This window comes from Blautia parvula (assembly GCF_020215665.1).
Lineage (GTDB): Bacteria > Bacillota > Clostridia > Lachnospirales > Lachnospiraceae > Blautia > Blautia celeris.
This window is the reverse complement of the sequence record NZ_CP084061.1, coordinates 3,059,555-3,079,958: the sequence shown is the minus strand read 5'-3', so window position 1 is coordinate 3,079,958 and position 20,404 is coordinate 3,059,555. Positions and strand designations below refer to the sequence as shown.

The window sequence follows — 20,404 nt, the reverse complement described above, 5'->3', positions numbered from 1 at the left end:
TTTTAAATACTGCAGTATAGGCAGACAGATTATGTATGGCTGCGAGAAGCAGGATTTGACAGTGTATCATTTTATGAGGAGGAAGACAGATGCATCAGTATCATTTTTGCCTGGGGGACAGCCTGGATAAGATTTTTCCGGGCAGGCCGCCAAAAGACCGGGAAAATCCCTTTCGTGCGGGATGCTTTGCGGGAGAGCGGACTGCATTTCAGATTGCTTATACAATAGATTACCATGATTCCCATATGCTGGAGGAGGACATACAGTTTGAAATAAAAACGCCTCCGGGAATGGAGGTTAAAGTATTCCGGGCAGCCCTGGTGCCCAGTGCCTACCCATGCAGCGGTCTATCCGATGATGACTATCTGACAAAGGAACCGGGCATGTTTCCCGATGTGCTGGTACCGCTGCCTGCCAGTACCGTGCGGGCAGTGCCGGGACAGTGGAGAGCACTTTGGGTGCAGATATGTATTGACCGGGATATGAGACCCGGAAACTATGCGGTGACTGTCTCCGTATCGGTAAAAGATGGGGAAATCCTGTGGAAAAGAGAAGCTGAAATCATGGTACATAGTGGAAAACTGCCGGTACAGCGGCTAATCCATACGGAGTGGCTCCATGCGGACTGTCTGGCGGATTATTATAGAGTCCCTGTCTTTTCCGAACAACATTGGCAGATTCTGAAGAAATTCGTCACTCTTGCAGCAGAGAGCGGAATCAATATGATTTTGACACCATTGTTTACACCACCCATGGATACTGCTGTGGGCGGAGAGCGGACTACCGTTCAGCTCGTAGATGCAGAGCTGACAGAAGAGGGGTGGAAATTCGGCTTTTCCAGGCTGGGAAGATGGATTTCTATGTGCCGGGAATGCGGCATTGTCTGGTTGGAAATGGCACCTTTATTTACCCAGTGGGGTGCCGCCGCGGCTCCGAAGATCATGGCTTTGAAGGAGGGCAGGCAGCAGCAGGTCTTTGGCTGGGATACGGATGCAGCAGGGGAGGAATACCGGTTTTTTCTGATGGAATTTCTGCCCCGGTTAAAGGCGTATCTGCAGAAAAAAGATGTGCTGGAGCATACTTGGTTTCATGTGTCCGACGAGCCGGGCATGAAAGATCTGGACAGCTACCGCAGCGCAGTACAGTGTATGCACAGTGGACTGGGAGACTGCAGGTTTTTGGATGCTTTGAGTGATTTTGAATTTTATCGTCTGGGACTGGTGGAGCACCCTGTGGTTGCCTCTGACCATTTGGAGCCATTTCTGGAAGCGGAAATTCCTGATTTGTGGACATATTACTGCTGTGTCCAGGGAGTGGATGTGAGCAACCGCTTTTTTGCCATGCCTTCAGGGAGAAATAGGATTTTGGGTATCCAGCTCTATCTGTACCGGATGCAGGGATTCCTTCAGTGGGGGTACAATTTTTACAATACCAGATTTTCGCTGCAGCACATTGATCCCTTTGCTGTGACAGACAGTGGTGAAAGTTTTCCGTCAGGAGACGCATTCCTTGTCTACCCCGGACCGGACGGGCATCCCTTTTCCTCAATCCGGCTGGAAGTTTTAAGAGATGCCATGGAGGACCTTCGGGCACTTGAGGCGCTGGAACAGTATACGTCACGGGATTCTGTGGAAGCGCTTATTCGTGAAACAGCGGGAATGGATATTACCTTTAAGAGGTATCCAAAGGAACATGATTTTTTGCTCCGGCTGAGGGAGAGAGTGAACCGGGAGATTTCCTTAAACGCAGAGAGGACGGCAGCCGGTTACTGCTCACACGTCACTGTCCCGCAAGGCAGCCCCCGGTAATGGAACCGTGTTTTGCAAAGAAACAGGTTGCTTATCCGGAGGCTTTCAGCTATAATCATATTACAGACAGGTAACTTCCATGTCATATTCCGCAGGAGGAAACATATGGCAAGGAAGAAATTTGAGGAACTGGATTTATGTGACCCGTTTTTATTTGCGGCAGCGCTGGAAGATGAGGTGATATGCCGTCTGATACTGGAGATGATACTCGGACGACCGATCGCGAAAATAAGAGTCCATGCAGAGCATACGATTTTGTACAGTTCTGATTTCAGAAGCGTACGGCTGGATATTTACGCAAGCGATGAAGTGCAGGTAGAATATGATATCGAAATGCAGAATGAGGACGAGCATAATCTGCCAAAGCGAAGCCGCTATTATCAGGGAGAGATGGACATCACATCTCTGAAACCGGGAGAAGATTTCAAAAGTCTGAGACCCTGCTTTATTATCTTTATCTGCACCTTTGACCCCTTCGGCAAAGGACTGTACCGGTATACGTTTGAAAATAAATGCCTGGAAACGGAGTTGTCTTTAGGTGACGAGGTGCAGAAAATCTTTCTGAACACAAAAGGGATACATACGGAAGGCGTTTCAGAAGAGCTGATACATTTACTGAAGTGCATGGAAAACAGCACGGATACATGCGCGGCAGAGGCAAAAAATGCAACCATTCAGAAGATTCACAGCAGAATCAAGGAAATGAAAAAGAATCGGAATCTGGGGGTGAGGTATATGCAGATGGAAGAACTGCTGAAAAAGAGGGAGCAGGAAGGCATTGTGGAAGGTGAGAGACGCTTTGGTGAATTAGCGCTTAAATTATCCGAGACCGGCAGAGAGAAAGAAATCATAGAAGCAGCCTCAAATCCTAAATTACGGCAGGCCTTATATCGGGAATTTGGCCTCTGATCTGAGCAATTCCAAACAAATCAAAATGTCTGCAGGCGAATGCCAATCATTCGCCTGTCAAAAAATTCTATTTATGTTCTATTAAAATTCTAATTAAAATCCAAAAAATCATGAATATGTCATGGAACCTGTCTGTATCAATCCAAGGTATAGAATAAAACCTTATATTTGCAAACTATATTTATAATTATGCAGATTAATCTTTTATAAAACATTTCGTATGCACATAAACCAAAAACAAAAGAATAAGCAGCGCAATAAAAGCCGCAAAAGCAGCCAGATACGTGAGAATATCAAAAGCCAGATAAATGGTAGCAGCACCTGCAAGCAATACGCACAACCCACCAAACGCAATAGAACCCCCATCCCTGTGTTCCCGTCCCCATGATGCGTTTTTTTCTTCTCTCTAGAATTTCTCCAGTTGACACTATTTTTTCCACTCCCCCGTCTAGAATTCATCCAGAAAACCTACAATTTCTCAACTATAATTTTCCCTTCCCCCAATGTATAGTAAATATATACAAAACAGAACGCCAAAACCCCCGGCCGGCAGGGATTTTGACGGGATGAGAGGGAGGTATTCAATTGAAACAGAAGAAGAAAAAAGAAAAGATAAGCTTCTTCACCCGTGTCAAAACCAACAAAGAACTGTTGCTGCTCAGCCTTCCGGGAACCGCGTGGTTTTTCCTGTTTGCATATTTGCCGCTGTTTGGTATCCTGGTAGCTTTCAAGAAATTCCGTCTGACCGGAAGCAACTTTTTTACAAGTCTCTTAAGCAGTGAATTTGTAGGATTTGATAATTTCAAGTTCCTGTTTTCCAGCGGTGACGCCTGGATCATTTTGAGAAACACGGTTTTATACAATGCTGCATTCATCATCCTTGGTGTCGTGCTCCCTGTTATCGTGGCATTGATGTTAAATGAACTCCGCAACAAGGGCATGGCTAAAATCTATCAAAGCTCCATGTTTCTGCCCTACTTCCTGTCCTGGGTAGTTGTCAGCTACTGTGTATTCGCATTTTTAAACCCGGAAAAAGGTTATTTTAACTCTGTACTTGCATATTTTGGAATCGACGGAATCTCCTGGTATACCGAGAAATCCATGTGGCCCTTTATCATTATCTTCATGAGCCAGTGGAAGGGCGTCGGTTACAATACTGTCGTATACCTGGCATCCATCTGCGGCATCAACAAGACGTACTATGAGGCAGCGGTCCTTGACGGAGCCAGCAAATGGCAGCAGATCAAATACATTACCCTGCCGCTGCTGAAACCGGTTATCACCATTCTGCTGATCATGGCAGTGGGTGGAATCTTCAAGTCGGATTTCGGTCTGTTCTATCAGCTCCCGCAGGATTCCGGTCCTTTATACCCGGTAACCAATGTACTTGACACTTATATTTTCCGTGCCCTGAAGACAAACGGAGAGCTGGGCATGAGTTCCGCGGCAGCGCTGTTCCAGTCAACCGTGGGATTTATACTTATCATGATTGCCAACAAGCTTGTATCCAAGGTTGACAGCGAAAACGCACTATTTTAGGAAGGAGGTAAGGAGAATGTCTTCAAAAAGAGAAGAACGTAAAAAGGCAAAAATGATAGATAAGATGGAGGCAGAGGTCTGTGAATACAACAAGGTAAAAAAGCCCACCAACGCAGTGCTGAATGTTATACTTGCAGTTATGTCACTGATCAGTATTCTGCCGTTCATCTTTGTTGTCATCATATCACTGACTGATGAGCAGACCCTGGCAATGAACGGTTATCAGTTTGTACCGGAAAAGCTCAGTCTCTATGCATACCACTATATTATAAGTGCCGGGGAAAATATCCTGCGCAGTTACGGTGTCACAATTCTGGTCACAATTGCCGGAACCGTAATCGGCCTGTTCCTTACCGGAACCTATGCCTATGCACTGTCCAGGAAAACTTATGCATTTAAGAAATTTTTTACTACAGTCATCACCATACCCATGCTGTTTTCCGGCGGTATGGTAGCCAACTATCTAATCGTAACAAAGGTGCTGATGCTGAAGGACAGCATATGGGCGCTTATCCTGCCCCTGTGTCTGAACACCTTCAATGTCATTGTACTGAGAACCTTCTTTAAGACCACCATACCGGATTCTGTAGTGGAATCTGCCAAGATTGACGGTGCTTCTGAGTGGAGGCTGTTTTTCAAGATCGTCATCCCCATGGCAATGCCGGGACTGGCGACCATCGGGCTTTTCCTTACATTGGGCTACTGGAATGACTGGTTTAATGCTATGATGTATATAGACAGCCAGAACCTGATACCCCTTCAGTATCTGCTGATCAAGATTGAAAGTTCCATTGACTGGCTGGCCAGCAATAAGGCCATGATGGGCATCAATGGAATTCAGATAGCGCAGAACATGCCGAAAGAGACCATTAAAATGGCAATCGTTGTTATCTCAACCCTGCCAATCATCTTTGCTTACCCCTTCTTCCAGAGATATTTTGTAAATGGTCTGACGATCGGTGCGGTGAAAGAGTAAGAAACGATGAAAGTGAAACATTTGAGGAGGAGAATAGAATGAAATATAGAATCGTAAAACGTGCCCTGGCAGTTTCCGTGGCAGCAGCAATGACAGCAGGAATGCTGTCCGGCTGCGGCAAGAAGACAGAGACAAATGAAAAGGGAGAGGAAGTTGTTGAACTTGTCTGGTATCAGGTGGGGGACGCACAGAAAGACGCACCTGACGTAATAGAAAAAGTCAATGAGTACACAGAGGAGAAAATCGGAGTCAAGATCAAAGTAAACAATGTGGCATGGGGCGATTACAACCAGAAAATGCAGGTGGTCATCAACACAGGTGATGACTGGGATATGTGCTTTACCTGTTCCTGGGCAAATGACTATCTGCAGAACGCCCAGAAGGGCGCCTTTCTGGAACTGGATGACCTTCTGAAAGAAGAAGGAAAAGAAATTTATGACACCATTGATGAGCGCTTCTGGGAAGCAGCAAAAGTAGGGGGCAAAACATACGGTGTGCCCAGCGAAAAAGAGATCGGAAGCTGCCCCATGTGGGTATTTACAAAAGAATACGTGGACAAATACAACATCCCGTATGAGGAGATCGAGACACTGGAGGATCTGGAACCATGGCTGAAGGTGATCAAAGAGAATGAGCCGGATGTGGTTCCGTTCTATCTCACAAAAGATTACTCAGCGCCTACCTACATGGATAAGATCCAGGACCCTGTCGGCATTGAATACGGCGATGATACCCTGACGGTTAAAAATGTATTTGAGACAGACAGGATGAAATCCACTCTGAAAACCATGAGAAAATATTATGAGGCAGGTTATATCAACAAGGACGCCGCAACCGCGACCGATGATAAATCCATCAAACGTTTTGTGACAAAAGGTGACGGACAGCCTTACGCAGAACTGACATGGGGCAAGGTTTTAGGTTATGAGGTGGTCGCCAGTCCCATCATGGATACCCAGGTAACCAACGCGTCTGCCCGCGGTGCTCTGACAGCCATCAACAAAAACTCTGCGCATCCGGAAAAGGCTATGGAATTCCTGAACCTGGTCAACACAGATGAATACCTGAGGAATCTCTTGAACTATGGTATTGAAGGCGTCCACTGGACAAAGGCAGAGCCCACAGCAGAAGAAAAGGCAGCGGCAGAGGGAAAAGATTATATTTATGACACAAAAGTAAAACTGGAACCGGCTGCAAACAAAGACTACGCAGTGCCGTATTGGGTACAGGGCGGATTATTTAACACTTATGTACTGGAGAATGAGCCCCTTGACAAATGGAACACATTTAAAGAATTCAATGATGCCTCCCAGGAAGCCCCGTCCTTTGGATTTGACTTCGATCTGGAATCGGTGAGCACCCAGGTGGCAGGCTTCAGAAATGTGCTGGATGAGTTTGGAAAATCCCTGTACACAGGAAGCGTGGACCCTGACGAATATCTGCCGAAACTCCAGGAAAAACTGGAGGCAACAGGTATCCAGGAAGTCATTGACGAGATGCAGAAACAGATTGACGAGTGGAAAGCCACAAAGTAAACAGACAGTCAGATTACCGGGTTACCTGATCATGCGGAAAGCGGTCAGGTGCCCGGAATCAGAAAGGGACAAAGTAGAGCGATGAAAAGATCCGAGATTAACGCGGCTTTAAAAGAGATGGAAGCCATGATCCAGAAACACGGTTTTGCCCTCCCTCCGTTCTGCGGTTTTACTCCAAAGGACTGGGAGCAGAAGGGCCATGCATACGACGAGATCCGTGACAATATGCTGGGGTGGGATATTACAGATTATGGACTGGGAAGATTTGATGAAGTGGGATTTTCCCTGATCACACTGCGAAACGGCAACCTGAAGAACAACAAATATACAAAGACATATGCGGAAAAGCTTCTCTATATCAGGGAAGGTCAGATGGCGCCCATGCATTTTCACTGGGATAAGATGGAGGATATTATCAACAGGGGCGGAGGAAATGTGCTGATTCGCGTCTACAACTCCACAGAGGACGGGCAGTTTGCGGATACGGATGTGACGGTAAACTGCGATGGCAGAGAATTTACGGTTCCTGCAGGGACACAGGTGAGGCTGCAGCCCGGGGAGAGCATTACGGTCTATCCCTATATGTACCATGATTTTGAGCTGGAGCCGGGAACTGGCCCTGTACTTTTGGGCGAAGTCTCCATGTGCAATGATGATGAGAACGACAACCGTTTCTATGAGCCCATCGGCAGATTCCCCGAGATTGAGGAGGATGAACCGCCGTACCGCCTGCTCTGCACGGAATATCCCAGAGCAGAAGGATGATCTGCAGGTAAAAAAGGAAAATAAGCGCCCGCTTACATTGAGCAGGGCGCTTATTTTGAAGCAATGGAAAAGACATAGTATCATATAAGGAGCAGGTTATGGAAATACAACATTTAGATACCCGTAACAAAATGCAGGAACACAGCAGAGCTGCGGAGCAAATGCAGGAACACAGCAGAGCTGCGGAGCAAATGCAGGAACACAGCAGAGCTGCGGAGCAAATGCAGGAACACAGCAGAGCTGCGGAGCAAATGCAGAAATACAGCAGAGCTGTGGCGAGGATACAGAGCCCCTGCAGAACATCCGAAGAGCCAGACACACAACTCTGCACAGTATGGCAGATGCGTGAGCTTGGCAGCACTACCTGGCTGGATGCTGTTGTCCCGGGTACGGTATATACAGATTTACTTAGAAACGGCCGGATGGACGATCCGTTCTGGAAAGACAATGAGGACAGAATCTGTGCCCTCATGGAAAAAGATTATGAATACCGGTGCCGGTTTACCTTACTTCCGGGAATACTGGAAAATCACAGGGTTGTCCTTCATTTTGACGGTCTGGACACACTTGCAGATATTTATGTAAACCAAATACATGCCGGTAAAGCTTTCAACATGCACCGAACCTGGGAATTTGATGTGAAGGGTATCCTGCAGGAAGGAGAAAATGAGATACGGGTGATCTTTCATTCCCCGCTGCAATACATTGCCAAAGCCCATAAAAAATACGGAAATATAGGAAATGACGATACATTTGAAGGTTTTATGCACCTCAGAAAAGCCCACTATATGTTTGGCTGGGACTGGGGCGCCCATCTTCCGGACGCAGGTATATTCCGCCCCGTCTCCCTTCTCGGCATCCGTGAAGCCAGAATCGACAGTGTATACATACAGCAGAATCATACACAGGGAAAGGTCCGCCTCTCCTTTCAGGTAGAAACCGAATGGTCTGCCGGAGTGATCTCAGAAGAATCACCACGCCCCTGCAGTCCCGAACTTACCTATACAGTCCACATGACAGAACCGGGCGGCAGGACCTGGATTCTGGAGGATTCCCCCCAAGAGCTGACCATTGACAACCCAAAACTATGGTGGGTCAACAACCTGGGCAGCCAGCCCCTCTACCACGTCTGCGTCACACTCCTGTATCAGGGACGTACACTGGATATATGGGAACAAAAAATCGGTCTTCGGCAGGTCACCATGCTGCGGAAGAAAGACCAGTGGGGCGAGAGCTTCGCTCATCAGTTAAACAGCAGGGCCATATTTGCCATGGGAGCAGATTATATCCCGGAGGACCATCTTCTGGGCAGGACCTGCAGGGAAAAGACAAGAAAATTGCTGGAAGCCTGCCGGGAGGCCAACTTCAACGTCATTCGTGTCTGGGGCGGAGGCTGCTACCCGGAAGACTGGTTCTATGAACTGTGCGATGAGATGGGATTTTTGGTCTGGCAGGATTTTATGTTTGCCTGTTCGGTCTATGAGCTGACCCCTGAGTTTGAGGAAAACATCCGGCGGGAATTTGCAGACAATATAAAGAGAATCCGGCATCACGCTTCCCTGGGTCTGTGGTGCGGCAACAATGAGATGGAAATGTTCGTGGATGAGAGGTGCTGGGTGACAAAACCGTCGGAGGTGAGAGATTACCTGTTCATGTATGAACGCATTCTCCCCGAAGTCCTGGCAAAATACGATCCCCAGACCTTTTACTGGCCGGCCAGCCCATCCTCGGGAGGTTCCTTTGACAATCCCAATGACCCGAACAGAGGGGATGTGCATTACTGGAAGGTCTGGCATGGCGGCCGTCCTTTCTCTGAGTACCGGAAACATTTTTTCCGTTATGCTTCTGAATTCGGTTTTCAGGCATTTCCCTTTAAAAAGACTCTGGAGCAGATCACGGACGACCCGGATGACTTTAACATTTTTTCCTATGTGATGGAAAAGCACCAGAGAAATTACGGTGCAAACGGAAAAATCATGAATTATCTGCAGCAGACCTACCGCTACCCCACAGAATTTACCACCCTTCTCTATGCCTCCCAGCTTCTCCAGGCAGATGCCATCCGCTATGGGGTGGAGCATTTTCGCAGAAACAGGGGAAGATGTATGGGAGCCGTGTACTGGCAGTTAAATGACTGCTGGCCTGTGGTATCCTGGTCCTCTGTTGATTACTGCGGCAGGTGGAAGGCACTTCACTATTATGCCAGGCGCTTTTTTGCCCCGGTGATGATCTCCTGCCGGGAGGAGGGTTGGATGACCCGGGAGGCTAATATGAACCGGCAGCATTTTACATTTGAAAAATCCATCCGTCTGAATGTGGTGAACGAGACCTAAAAAGACAGGCAGATCAAAGTCTGCTGGCAGCTCCGTGACAGTAAGGCAGCGGTTCTTCGCCGGGAGGAGCAGGTGATCGCAGTGCCGGCTCTCACGGCAGTCTGGATGGATAAGACAGAGCTTCCGGATGTGGATGTCTTTGAACAATATGTCAGCTTCCAGGCTTTTGAAGTAAACTGCGGGACACCGGAAAAAGAGGACAGCGCCGGGGCAAAAGCTCTGTCAGAGGGCACGGTTATCTTTTCCTATCCGAAATATTTCCGGTATGAGAATCCCTGTCTTACCTGGGAAATAGAGGGAAATAAGATCAGAGTCTCTGCGTCCGCCTATGCCAAGAGTGTGGAGATCCTCAATGAGACGGAAGACCTTATCCTCTCTGACAATTATTTTGATCTGAACGGAGATACCAAAGAGGTGGAGATCCTGTCCGGAAATGCAGATACGCTCAGACTTCGCAGCGTATATGATATCCGTTAAAGCTTCTGCTTCACAAAATCTGTACCCGGCAGAGCGCTTCGTGATGCAGTACCTGGCGGGACAGCGGTGCGTAAACAGTAAGAGTTTATAAGCCTTTTAGAAAAAGTTCAGCCCAGCTTTATTTATGGATCAGCCGGTTTATGTTATAGTAAAGGGAGCGGGCAGACAGGGGGATGGTCTGCCTATATAAGGAGGACGGAGTATGACTAATGAACAATATTACGATTTAATTGTTCCCTATCAGGATGCGCTTAACCTTTTTAAGGCCAGGCTGGATGTGCTGAACCATTCCATGTATGGCAGTGCGTCTCATCCGATTCACAATATCCAGTCCAGAATCAAGCAGAAACAGAGTATTGAGGAGAAACTGGAGCGCATGGAACTGAGCGCCAGCTTTACAAATGCCAAGGAAAACCTTCAGGACATTGCAGGTGCCAGGGTAATCTGCTATTTTGAGAGAGACGTGGAGCTGCTGGCAGAGCAGTTAAAAAAACAGAGCGATCTCATATTGATCAAAGAAAAAGACTACATTGCCAATCCGAAACAGAACGGTTACCGGAGCTATCACATGGTTCTGGGCATTCAGGTCTGCACCATTGACAGTACGGAATACTATCCGGTTGAAGTACAGATCAGAACCATTGGCATGGATTTCTGGGCCAGCATGGAGCACCGGGTGTGCTATAAACAGGAGCGTGAAGACAAAGAGGAGATTCAGAAGGAACTCCTCAGATATGCAAAAATTTTAAAAGAAATCGAAGAGGGATTTGAGCAGTACAATGACAGGCGCTGACGATTCTTCTGCTGAGGCAGATCTTAATATAAGCGGATCTGCCTCTTTTTTTATAATTTTTTCCAGCACATATTTTTCCCGTAACATTCTCATACTATCAGAAAGCTTCCAAATCAGGAAGCAGGAAAAAGGATGGTGAAAGTTATGGCAACTGCGGCGGAGCAGGAAAAACAGAAAAAAGCCAAAGAATATGAAAAATATGTAAAACAGGTGACACCCACCCACAGCCTGTTTAAAAACATGTGCCGTGCCTTTCTCTGCGGCGGCGCGATCTGTGTACTGGGGCAGGGAATCATGAACTTCTGCATGAGTCAGGGACTGGACAAGGAAATCAGCGGCGGCTGGACTTCCCTGATCCTGGTGCTTTTAAGTGTACTCTGTACAGGATTTAATATTTATCCGAAAATAGCCAAATGGGGCGGTGCCGGTACGCTGGTACCTATCACCGGTTTTGCCAATTCTGTGGCAGCACCGGCTATTGAATACCAGAAAGAGGGACAGGTATTTGGAATCGGATGCAAGATTTTTATCATAGCAGGTCCGGTTATCCTTTACGGTATACTGACCTCCGCGGCTTTGGGGGCTATCTATTACGTTCTTAAATTATGGGGGATTGTGGGATGACAGAAGTAAGAAAACAGACCATCGGCAAACAGAGCATTCAGTTTGAACATGCAGTTCATATTCTAAGCGGAGCCTCCATAGTGGGGAAAAAGGAAGGGGACGGCCCTCTGGGAAAATGTTTTGACGTGATAGGCGGGGAGGACGGCATGTTCGGGTGCCAGTCCTGGGAGGAGGCAGAGAGTGTCCTTCAAAAAGAAGCCGTCAGCATGGCAATCGGAAAGGCAGAGCTGGAGAACTGGCAGATCCGCACCATTTACGTGGGCGATCTTCTGGCACAGACCATTGCCTCCTCTTTTGGCATCATAGGGTTTGATACGCCTGTGTATGGGCTGTACGGCGCCTGCGCCACCATGGGGGAAGCACTCTCTCTGTCCTCCATGTCCGTTGCCGCGGGATACGGTGACTATGTGGTGGCAGTGACATCCAGCCATTTCGGCAGCGCGGAGAAAGAATTCCGTTTTCCTCTCGGATACGGAAACCAGCGGCCTCTGTCCGCCACCTGGACAGTGACGGGAAGCGGAGCCTGCGTACTTGGAACAAAAGGCGGTAAGGCACGGATCACAGGGATCACTACAGGCAAGATCATTGATTTCGGACTTAAGGATTCTCTGAATATGGGGGCATGTATGGCTCCGGCTGCCTGTGATACCATTTACCAGAATATGATGGACTTTAACCGCATGCCTGAGGACTACGACAGGATCATCACAGGTGACCTGGGCGAGGTTGGGCAGCACATTCTCTTTGATATGATGAAAGAAAAGGGGTTTGATATTGAGAAACAGCATATGGACTGCGGCATTGAGATCTATGACAAGGAGTCCCAGGACACACATGCCGGTGGCAGCGGCTGTGGCTGTTCCGCTGTGACCTTTGCCTCCTATATCCTTCCCAAGATTGAGAAGGGGGAGTGGAAACGTGTTCTTTTTGTTCCCACAGGGGCATTATTGTCAAAGGTCAGCTACAACGAGGGGAAAAGTGTGCCCGGAATTGCGCAGGCTGTTGTGGTGGAGCATTGCTAAAACAGGATAACAGGAGGCAGTAAATATGGATTATATCAATGCATTTTGGGTAGGAGGGCTGATCTGTGCCCTGGTTCAGATACTTTTAGACAAGACAAAGCTGCTGCCGGGCCGTGTTATGGTGCTGCTGGTATGTACCGGAGCCGTACTGGGGTCTGTGGGCATTTACAACAAGCTCATGGATTTTGCCGGTGCAGGTGCCAGCGTCCCCCTTTTGGGATTCGGAAACCTGCTCTGGAAAGGTGTAAAAAAAGCCATCGGTGAGCAGGGCTTCATCGGCATCTTCATGGGAGGCTTCACATCCAGCGCCGTGGGAATCTCCGCAGCCCTCATTTTCGCCTATTTGGCCAGCCTTATTTTTAAACCAAAGATGAAAAACTAGTTCTATACAATTGATAGATTTAATAGTATAATGAAGAATAACGGCGAGCCCGGGAAGCGAGCCGTTATTCGATACGGCTTGACTACAGTCAGGGCAGTACATTGAGAACTTTTTACTTAGGAGGAACCGCAAGTATGCTGCATGCATTTTCCCGTTCAGAAGGATTAATAGGAAAAGAGGGGCTGGAGATTCTTGCCGATTCCAAGGTCGCGGTGTTTGGCCTGGGCGGTGTGGGGTCTTATGTGGTTGAGGCGCTGGCAAGAGCCGGTGTGGGAAACCTGATTCTGGTGGACCACGATGAGGTTGCAGTGACCAACCTGAACAGACAGCTGGTGGCGCTGCGCTCTACGATCGGAAGGAAAAAGGTACAGGTTGCCAAAGAACGCATTGCAGATATCAATGAGGATGCAGTGGTCCATACCTATGAGACTTTTTTCTCAGCTGAGACAGCCGGTTTATTTGATTTTTCCAGCTATGACTATATTGTGGACGCAGTGGACACTGTCTCTGCCAAGATCCTTCTCATTGAGAAGGCAAAAGCCTGCAATAAGCCGGTCATATCCTGTATGGGAACCGGAAACAAACTGGACCCGTCCTGTTTTCAGATTGCGGATATTGCGAAGACCAGTGTGTGCCCTCTGGCAAAGGTCATGCGCACGGAATTGAAAAAGAGAAAAATAAAGAAGGTTAAGGTGCTTTTCTCCACGGAAATCGCGCCAAAAGAAAAAAAACGCCGGATGGGCCTGAAAGAAGAAAAGGTACAGACGGAAGAGACCAGGCCGTCCACAGGAAGGCCGGTGCCCTCCAGTATATCCTTTGTTCCGGGAGTTGCCGGACTGATGATCGCCGGAGAGGTGATAAAAGATTTAATCGGGATGAGACAGAAGACAGACAGAAAATAAAATGTTACTGTTCACTGCGTGCCCAGCAACACGCTTCGCGATGCACAGATATGGAGCATTCTGCTCCATATCGCGCTGGCTGCCTCGGGATTTTCATGCCTTCGGCCTGAAAACACCTCGGGGGATAGTGGCGTGTGAACAGTAACAATAAAATTTCTGTCTGAAACTGTTTTAGCTGTGTCATATTGGATTTCCATAATATTATCAAGCAAGAGGTAAGAAAGTGAATAAAAAAATAGAGAATGAGTTTTGTCAGTGTCTGGGCAGTGACAATGTCAATGTCTGTGAACCAATGAAAAAGCATACAACATTTCGCATTGGAGGGCCTGCGGAATACTACCTGCGTCCTCACAGCGTGGATGAACTGCGGAAGATTTTACATATCTGTAAAAGGGAGAATCTGCCGTTTTTCATTTTGGGCAATGGAAGTAATCTGCTTGTAAGTGATAAAGGGTACAATGGTGTTGTCATTCAGCTCTGGAAGAATATGAGTGACATAGAAGTGAACCACGACGTCATCAGGGCAAAGGCCGGAGCACTTCTCTCAAAAATCGCAGTGGTGGCTCTGGAGCACAGCCTGGCCGGATTTGCGTTTGCCAGCGGCATTCCCGGAACTCTGGGAGGCGCTGTAGTGATGAACGCAGGCGCTTACGGCGGGGAGATGAAGGATGTACTGGAGGAAGTCACCGTTATGGATGCGGACGGCAATGTGATCCGCCTGAAACGTGAGGAACTGAATCTGGGGTACCGGACAAGTATCGTAAAAGAAAAAGGATATATTGTGCTGGAGGCTGTCATCAGGCTGAACAAAGGTGAGGCATCCCATATTAAGGAGCAGATGGATGACTTCAAAGAGCGCCGTACCAGCAAACAGCCGCTGGATATGCCCAGTGCCGGAAGTACCTTCAAGCGGCCGGAGGGATATTTTGCAGGAAAACTGATCATGGATACAGGTCTGCGCGGCTTTCAGGTGGGCGGAGCGCAGATTTCCGAGAAGCACTGCGGTTTTGTTGTCAATACCGGAGATGCCACAGCGGAGGATGTGAAGAACCTGATAGAGGAAGTACAGAAGAGAGTCAGGGAGAAATTCGGCGTCACACTTGAGCCGGAAGTAAAATTCCTGGGTGAGTTTTGACATTAGCGGAGAGGATTCTATATGCGTTTTGTAATTGTGACGGGAATGTCAGGTGCCGGCAAGAGTACGGCCCTGAAAATGCTGGAAGACATGGAGTATTTTTGTGTGGATAATCTTCCCATACTCCTGATTGAGAAATTTGCACAGCTTGTGAAGGACGGAAGTTCCGGGGAGATAGAGCGTGTAGCTGTGGGTGTTGATATCAGGAGCGGCAAAGCTTTAAGTGAACTGGAACATGTTCTGGAGCGGCTGCGGCTGCCGGGATTCCAGCCGGAGATCCTCTTTTTGGATGCGGATGACAAGACACTGGTAAAGCGTTATAAGGAGACACGGCGCTCCCATCCCCTTTCCGGCAACGGAAGGGTGGATGAAGGGATTCAACTGGAACGCAGCAGGCTGGCTTTTCTGCGGGAATTTTCGGACTACATTCTGGATACCAGCCAGCTTCTCACCAGGGAGCTGAAAGAAGAACTGGAAAAGATCTTTGTGGAGAACCAGAAGTTCAAGAATCTGATGATCACAGTTCTGTCCTTTGGGTTCAAGTACGGAATCCCCGGTGATTCTGATCTGGTGTTTGACGTGAGGTTTCTGCCGAACCCTTATTATATAGAAGGAATGCGTTTTTTGAGCGGCAATGACAAGCCGGTCAGCGACTACGTCATGGGATTTGAGCTGGCACAGGAGTTCTCCGATAAACTGGAGGATATGCTGCGCTTTCTGATCCCCAACTACATATCCGAAGGCAAATCCCAGCTTGTGATCTCCATCGGATGTACAGGCGGCAAGCACCGCAGTGTGACGCTGGCCAATGAACTATACAGACGGCTGAAAAAGTCAGAAGAATACGGAATACGGATTGAACATAGAGATATAGAAAAGGATGCGAAGAAATGTCATTCTCCGGAAGCGTAAAACAGGAGCTGGAGCGCTGCATCAGCCCTGCCAGGCATTGCCAGATCGCAGAGCTTTCAGCTATTTTCAGCTTTTGCGGTGAGATACAGAGGACAGAGGAAGGCCAGACATTTCTCTGTTTTTCTACAGAAAATGAAAGTGTTATAAGAAAGTGCTTTACTTTATTGCAAAAAACATTTAAAATAGATAGAGAAATTTCTATAGATAAACGTTTAATAAAAAGAAACAACAGATTTGTGATTGAAGTACGAGGTCAGGAAGATACCGTAAGAATTCTGCAGGCAGCAAAGTATCTGACCGCAGACAGGCAGCCAATGCCCTGTGCCGCTCTTGTGAATCCTCTGGTTATTCAAAAGAACTGCTGCAGGAGGGCTTTTCTGCGGGGAGCATTTTTATGTGCAGGTTCTATCAGTGACCCGGAGAAATTTTATCATTTTGAAATCGTATGTTCCACATTGTCAAAAGCTCAGCAGCTTCAGGAACTGGTGCAATCCTTTGAGGTGGATGCTAAAGTTGTAAGCCGCAAGAAGCACGAAGTTGTTTATGTAAAAGAAGGCGCGCAGATCGTAGAAATTTTAGGCCTCATGGGGGCCAATGTATCTTTGATGAATCTTGAGAATGTCAGGATTCTGAAGGAAATGCGCAATAGCGTAAACCGCAAGGTTAACTGCGAAACGGCGAATATTAACAAGACTGTAAATGCTGCAGTAAAACAAATGGAGGATATAGCCTATATCCGTGATACCATTGGATTGGAGCGGCTTCCGGATAATTTGGAGGAGATTGCACAGATAAGGCTGGAATATCCACAGGCTTCTTTGAAAGAACTTGGCATGTTACTAGCACCGCCAGTGGGAAAGTCAGGAGTCAATCACAGACTGCGGAAAATCGGCAGCATAGCAGAGGAGCTCAGAGGGAACAAGGAGGAACAGATATGATCAGGAAACCAATTACCATCGGTATTTCAAACGGCCTGGAAGCAAGACCGATCGCATTACTCGTGCAGGTAGCCAGCCAGTATGCCAGCAATATCTATCTGGAGAGTCAGGAAAAGAAGGTAAATGCAAAGAGCATCATGGGTATGATGAGTTTGGGATTAGACGCTGGTGAGAGCGTGACTGTATCAGTTGAAGGCGAAGACGAAGTCGAAGCGATGAAAAGCATCGAAGAGTATTTGAGCAACAAATAAATATTGAACTTTTAAGGAAAAAGAGAGCAGATATGAAAGAGTGAGGCCGTCCTGGATGAGGGGCGGCCTTTTTAACGGCGCGCAGATTGCAGGAGATATAAAAAGATGGAGAGAGAAAAAAGTACCGGTATTATGAGGGTAAGGATGTTAGGGGGGTTTTCCATTACTTATGAGGGAGCGGCAGTGGTCTTTGACAGGAGGAGCCCGGCAAAATTTATCCAGTTATTTCAGCTTCTCATGCTGCACTTAAGGGAGGGGATAGATAAGGCGGAGCTGATCGATGCTCTTTACGGCAAGGATGGGGTGGAAAACGGGAACAGCAGTCTGAACAATACAATCTTCAGGCTCCGCAGACAGTTGAAAAAGGCAGGCATGCCGGAGGATGCGTACATTATTGTAAAGAAGGGGAAATGCCGGTGGAGTGAGAATATTAAGGCAGTGGTGGATATCCATCAAATGGAGGCAGCCATCGAGGAGGCCTGCATGGAAAACGGGGAGAAGAAGGAAGAGCTTTTAAAGGAAGCCTGCAGTCTGTATAAAGGGGAATTTCTGCCATCCTCCGCAGCGGAAGCCTGGTCTGTCATAGCAGGCGTGAAGTACAGAGACTTATACTTTGACTGTATGCGGGAGTTGTTTTCCATTCTGAAAAACCGCGGAGCCTATGAGGATATACTTTACATCAGCTCCCATGCGGCCTCTATCTATCCCTATGAGGAGTGGCAGCTTTGGCGGATTGACAGCCTCCTTGCCCTGAACCGGCATAAAGAGGCACTGAAGGTCTATGAGGAGACCGCATCCCTGTATTTTAATGAGTTTGGCTTAAATCCGTCCGGGAAAATGCTGGAGCGCTTTCATGCCATGAGCAGTCAGATACAGGGGGTTCCCTCAGATATGTCGGAGATCCGCAGGGACTTAAGGGAGAAGACAAAGGGAAAAGGCGCTTATTTCTGCTCTCTGCCCAGTTTTATTGATACCTACAGGATTATGACGCGTATGATGGAGAGGACCGGGATGTCTGTATTTCTCATGCTGTGCACACTGACGGACAGTTTTGGAGTTCCCATTGAAAAAGAAGAGAAGATCAGTAAAGCAGCAGAAAAATTCCAGACAGCGGTGAAGCTGTCCCTGCGCCGCGGAGACTTATATACCAGATACAGCTCCTGTCAGTTTCTGGTCATGCTTCCGGGCATTACCCAGGAAAACTGTTTCCGTGTGGCGGAGCGCATCAGCCGTCTTTTTAAGGAGGCAGGGGGCGGCAGCAACAGAATCCGATGTTATATCAGTTCCCTGATCGATGTGACCGAGGACTTCGGGGGGCTTAAGCACGGGATCACCTTTCCGGACGGCTGGATGCGGCCATAAACATACAACTGAAAAACTTGTACCCTTCCTGTGAATACAACTTGTAAAGATAACCGTACAAGTTTTAAGATAAAGGAAACAGAAAACCTAACAGGAGGGCGATTTTAATGAAGACAGGCAGAAATTACAAGTTTTGGTTTGCAACAGGTTCTCAGGATCTGTACGGAGATGAGTGCCTCAGAAAAGTGGCTGAGCATTCCAGAATTATCGTAGAGGAATTAAATAAATCAGGAGTGCTTCCTTACGAAGTGGTTCTGAAACCAACTCTGATCACAAATGAGGTTATCAGAAAGACATTCAATGAGGCAAATGACGATGAGGACTGCGCAGGTGTCATCACATGGATGCACACCTTCTCACCGGCTAAGTCCTGGATTCTGGGACTGCAGGAGTACAGAAAACCCCTGATGCATCTGCATACACAGTTCAACCAGGAAATCCCATATGATACCATTGATATGGATTTTATGAATGAAAACCAGTCTGCCCACGGTGACAGAGAATATGGTCACATTGTGTCCCGCATGGGGATTGAGCGCAAAGTGGTAGTGGGCCATTGGAGCGATGAAAAAGTACAGAAAAAGATTGCGTCCTGGATGCGCACTGCAGTAGGTATTATGGAGAGCAGCCATATCCGTGTTATGAGAATTGCGGACAACATGAGAAATGTAGCTGTGACAGAAGGTGACAAGGTAGAGGCCCAGATCAAGTTCGGATGGGAAATTGACGCTTATCCGGTAAATGAGATCGCAGAGGCAGTGGAAGCCGTGTCAAAGGGTGATACGGACGCTTTGGTGGAAGAGTATTACGATAAATATGAGATTCTTCTGGAAGGCAGAGATCCGGAAGAGTTCAAGCGTCACGTGGCAGTGCAGGCACAGATCGAAATCGGATTTGAGAGATTCCTGGAGGAGAAAAATTATCAGGCGATCGTAACACATTTCGGTGATCTGGGTTCCCTGAAACAGCTTCCGGGACTGGCTATTCAGAGGCTGATGGAAAAAGGTTACGGTTTCGGCGGAGAGGGTGACTGGAAGACTGCAGCTATGGTGCGTCTGATGAAGATCATGACAGCAGGTATGGAAGGTGCAAAGGGTACTTCCTTTATGGAGGATTATACATATAATCTGGTTCCGGGTAAGGAAGGAATTCTGCAGGCGCATATGCTGGAAGTGTGCCCGACTATTTCTGACGGTCCGATCAGCATTAAGGTGAATCCGCTGAGCATGGGAGACAGGGAAGACCCGGCGCGTCTTGTATTCACAGCTAAGACCGGTCCGGCCATCGCTGCATCTTTGATCGATCTGGGGAACAGGTTCCGTCTGATCATTAATGAGGTGGATTGTAAGAAGACAGAGAAGGCCATGCCGAAGCTGCCGGTGGCTACAGCGTTCTGGACACCGAAGCCGGATCTGGCTACAGGTGCGGAAGCCTGGATTCTGGCAGGAGGGGCACATCATACGGCGTTCTCTTATGATATTACGGCTGAGCAGATGGGTGACTGGGCTGCGGCTATGGGGATTGAAGCGGTTTATATTGATGGGGATACGAAGATTCGCGGGTTTAAGAGGGATCTGCAGTTGGGGGAATTGGTGTTTAGATAGGAATTTTGGCTGAGGGGGACGGCGGAGCAGTGGATGGGAAGGCGGGGAACCGGTTCGCGTGGAGCGAAGCGTTCCGCTGCCCGGGAGCTAACCTGCTCCCAGTCACTAAGTTCATCGCGAGAGCGCTCTTCACTAAG

The 20,404-nt window shown here is 47.9% G+C and carries 17 protein-coding genes and 1 pseudogene; all 18 read left to right on the top strand.

Annotated elements, in window-relative coordinates; genetic code table 11:
- Nucleotides 1-89: 89 nt before the first annotated feature.
- The 18 genes and pseudogenes from LC508_RS14350 to araA all read left to right on the top strand — a co-directional run bounded on the left by LC508_RS14350 (nt 90) and on the right by araA (nt 20,267).
- A complete protein-coding gene (locus tag LC508_RS14350; protein WP_103731817.1) occupies nt 90-1,808 on the top strand; it encodes a DUF4091 domain-containing protein in 1,719 nt (572 codons plus the stop codon).
- A gap of 105 nt (nt 1,809-1,913) precedes the next feature.
- The gene (locus tag LC508_RS14345) at nt 1,914-2,717 is read left to right on the top strand and encodes an Rpn family recombination-promoting nuclease/putative transposase (RefSeq protein WP_054352072.1); all 804 of its coding nucleotides are present in this window, start codon (nt 1,914-1,916) and stop codon (nt 2,715-2,717) included.
- 585 nt (nt 2,718-3,302) lie between these two features.
- On the top strand, nt 3,303-4,256 hold the full coding sequence (locus LC508_RS14340) for an ABC transporter permease (RefSeq protein ID WP_033139251.1): 954 nt from the start codon (nt 3,303-3,305) through the stop codon (nt 4,254-4,256).
- 16 nt (nt 4,257-4,272) lie between these two features.
- Nucleotides 4,273-5,232 carry a carbohydrate ABC transporter permease gene (locus LC508_RS14335; RefSeq protein ID WP_054352074.1) on the top strand — a complete coding sequence of 320 codons (960 nt, stop codon included), beginning with the start codon at nt 4,273-4,275 and terminating at the stop codon, nt 5,230-5,232.
- A 38-nt stretch (nt 5,233-5,270) separates the two neighbouring features.
- The gene (locus LC508_RS14330; protein WP_033139253.1) at nt 5,271-6,767 is read left to right on the top strand and encodes an ABC transporter substrate-binding protein; all 1,497 of its coding nucleotides are present in this window, start codon (nt 5,271-5,273) and stop codon (nt 6,765-6,767) included.
- Nucleotides 6,768-6,848: 81 nt separating this feature from the next.
- Nucleotides 6,849-7,532 carry a D-lyxose/D-mannose family sugar isomerase gene (locus LC508_RS14325; RefSeq protein WP_033139254.1) on the top strand — a complete coding sequence of 228 codons (684 nt, stop codon included), beginning with the start codon at nt 6,849-6,851 and terminating at the stop codon, nt 7,530-7,532.
- 341 nt (nt 7,533-7,873) lie between these two features.
- Nucleotides 7,874-10,342, top strand: a pseudogene (locus LC508_RS14320) (glycosyl hydrolase 2 galactose-binding domain-containing protein).
- A 202-nt stretch (nt 10,343-10,544) separates the two neighbouring features.
- Entirely contained in the window at nt 10,545-11,135 is a 591-nt protein-coding gene (locus LC508_RS14315) for a GTP pyrophosphokinase (RefSeq protein ID WP_033143955.1), read from the top strand.
- A 132-nt stretch (nt 11,136-11,267) separates the two neighbouring features.
- Complete coding sequence (locus LC508_RS14310; RefSeq protein ID WP_225305380.1) at nt 11,268-11,759, top strand: SpoVA/SpoVAEb family sporulation membrane protein; 492 nt, start codon at nt 11,268-11,270, stop codon at nt 11,757-11,759.
- Nucleotides 11,756-12,781, top strand: coding sequence for a stage V sporulation protein AD (locus LC508_RS14305; protein ID WP_033143954.1), 1,026 nt, complete (start codon nt 11,756-11,758; stop codon nt 12,779-12,781). The genes LC508_RS14310 and LC508_RS14305 overlap by 4 nt, the downstream gene beginning before the upstream one ends.
- A 25-nt stretch (nt 12,782-12,806) precedes the next feature.
- Nucleotides 12,807-13,163, top strand: a complete 357-nt coding sequence (gene spoVAE / locus LC508_RS14300; protein WP_033143953.1) for a stage V sporulation protein AE — start codon at nt 12,807-12,809, stop codon at nt 13,161-13,163.
- A 134-nt stretch (nt 13,164-13,297) separates the two neighbouring features.
- Complete coding sequence (locus LC508_RS14295; RefSeq protein ID WP_103732536.1) at nt 13,298-14,065, top strand: tRNA threonylcarbamoyladenosine dehydratase; 768 nt, start codon at nt 13,298-13,300, stop codon at nt 14,063-14,065.
- A 223-nt stretch (nt 14,066-14,288) separates the two neighbouring features.
- Nucleotides 14,289-15,200 carry a UDP-N-acetylmuramate dehydrogenase gene (gene murB / locus LC508_RS14290; RefSeq protein WP_033143398.1) on the top strand — a complete coding sequence of 304 codons (912 nt, stop codon included), beginning with the start codon at nt 14,289-14,291 and terminating at the stop codon, nt 15,198-15,200.
- A gap of 21 nt (nt 15,201-15,221) precedes the next feature.
- On the top strand, nt 15,222-16,112 hold the full coding sequence (gene rapZ, locus LC508_RS14285; RefSeq protein WP_033143397.1) for an RNase adapter RapZ: 891 nt from the start codon (nt 15,222-15,224) through the stop codon (nt 16,110-16,112).
- On the top strand, nt 16,091-17,050 hold the full coding sequence (gene whiA, locus LC508_RS14280; protein WP_033143396.1) for a DNA-binding protein WhiA: 960 nt from the start codon (nt 16,091-16,093) through the stop codon (nt 17,048-17,050). The genes rapZ and whiA overlap by 22 nt, the downstream gene beginning before the upstream one ends.
- Nucleotides 17,047-17,301 carry an HPr family phosphocarrier protein gene (locus LC508_RS14275; protein WP_054352075.1) on the top strand — a complete coding sequence of 85 codons (255 nt, stop codon included), beginning with the start codon at nt 17,047-17,049 and terminating at the stop codon, nt 17,299-17,301. Before whiA ends, LC508_RS14275 begins: the two co-directional genes overlap by 4 nt.
- Before the next feature lie 105 nt (nt 17,302-17,406).
- The gene (locus LC508_RS14270; protein WP_103732771.1) at nt 17,407-18,663 is read left to right on the top strand and encodes a BTAD domain-containing putative transcriptional regulator; all 1,257 of its coding nucleotides are present in this window, start codon (nt 17,407-17,409) and stop codon (nt 18,661-18,663) included.
- 107 nt (nt 18,664-18,770) lie between these two features.
- Nucleotides 18,771-20,267 (top strand): L-arabinose isomerase, encoded by a 1,497-nt coding sequence (araA, locus tag LC508_RS14265; RefSeq protein ID WP_054352077.1) that lies wholly within the window; start codon nt 18,771-18,773, stop codon nt 20,265-20,267.
- Nucleotides 20,268-20,404: the final 137 nt, after the last annotated feature.

Excerpts from the sequence above, each read along its gene's own strand:
- LC508_RS14335 (WP_054352074.1), top strand. The coding sequence starts at position 4,273 with ATGTCTTCAAAAAGAGAAGAACGTAAAAAGGCAAAAATGATAGATAAG.
- LC508_RS14315 (WP_033143955.1), top strand. The coding sequence starts at position 10,545 with ATGACTAATGAACAATATTACGATTTAATTGTTCCCTATCAGGATGCG.
- LC508_RS14305 (WP_033143954.1), top strand. The coding sequence starts at position 11,756 with ATGACAGAAGTAAGAAAACAGACCATCGGCAAACAGAGCATTCAGTTT.
- LC508_RS14270 (WP_103732771.1), top strand. The coding sequence starts at position 17,407 with ATGGAGAGAGAAAAAAGTACCGGTATTATGAGGGTAAGGATGTTAGGG.
- araA (WP_054352077.1), top strand. The coding sequence starts at position 18,771 with ATGAAGACAGGCAGAAATTACAAGTTTTGGTTTGCAACAGGTTCTCAG.
- LC508_RS14350 (WP_103731817.1), top strand. The coding sequence starts at position 90 with ATGCATCAGTATCATTTTTGCCTGGGGGACAGCCTGGATAAGATTTTT.
- LC508_RS14325 (WP_033139254.1), top strand. The coding sequence starts at position 6,849 with ATGAAAAGATCCGAGATTAACGCGGCTTTAAAAGAGATGGAAGCCATG.
- LC508_RS14275 (WP_054352075.1), top strand. The coding sequence starts at position 17,047 with ATGATCAGGAAACCAATTACCATCGGTATTTCAAACGGCCTGGAAGCA.
- LC508_RS14345 (WP_054352072.1), top strand. The coding sequence starts at position 1,914 with ATGGCAAGGAAGAAATTTGAGGAACTGGATTTATGTGACCCGTTTTTA.
- LC508_RS14310 (WP_225305380.1), top strand. The coding sequence starts at position 11,268 with ATGGTGAAAGTTATGGCAACTGCGGCGGAGCAGGAAAAACAGAAAAAA.
- spoVAE (WP_033143953.1), top strand. The coding sequence starts at position 12,807 with ATGGATTATATCAATGCATTTTGGGTAGGAGGGCTGATCTGTGCCCTG.
- LC508_RS14295 (WP_103732536.1), top strand. The coding sequence starts at position 13,298 with ATGCTGCATGCATTTTCCCGTTCAGAAGGATTAATAGGAAAAGAGGGG.
- LC508_RS14330 (WP_033139253.1), top strand. The coding sequence starts at position 5,271 with ATGAAATATAGAATCGTAAAACGTGCCCTGGCAGTTTCCGTGGCAGCA.
- whiA (WP_033143396.1), top strand. The coding sequence starts at position 16,091 with ATGTCATTCTCCGGAAGCGTAAAACAGGAGCTGGAGCGCTGCATCAGC.
- rapZ (WP_033143397.1), top strand. The coding sequence starts at position 15,222 with ATGCGTTTTGTAATTGTGACGGGAATGTCAGGTGCCGGCAAGAGTACG.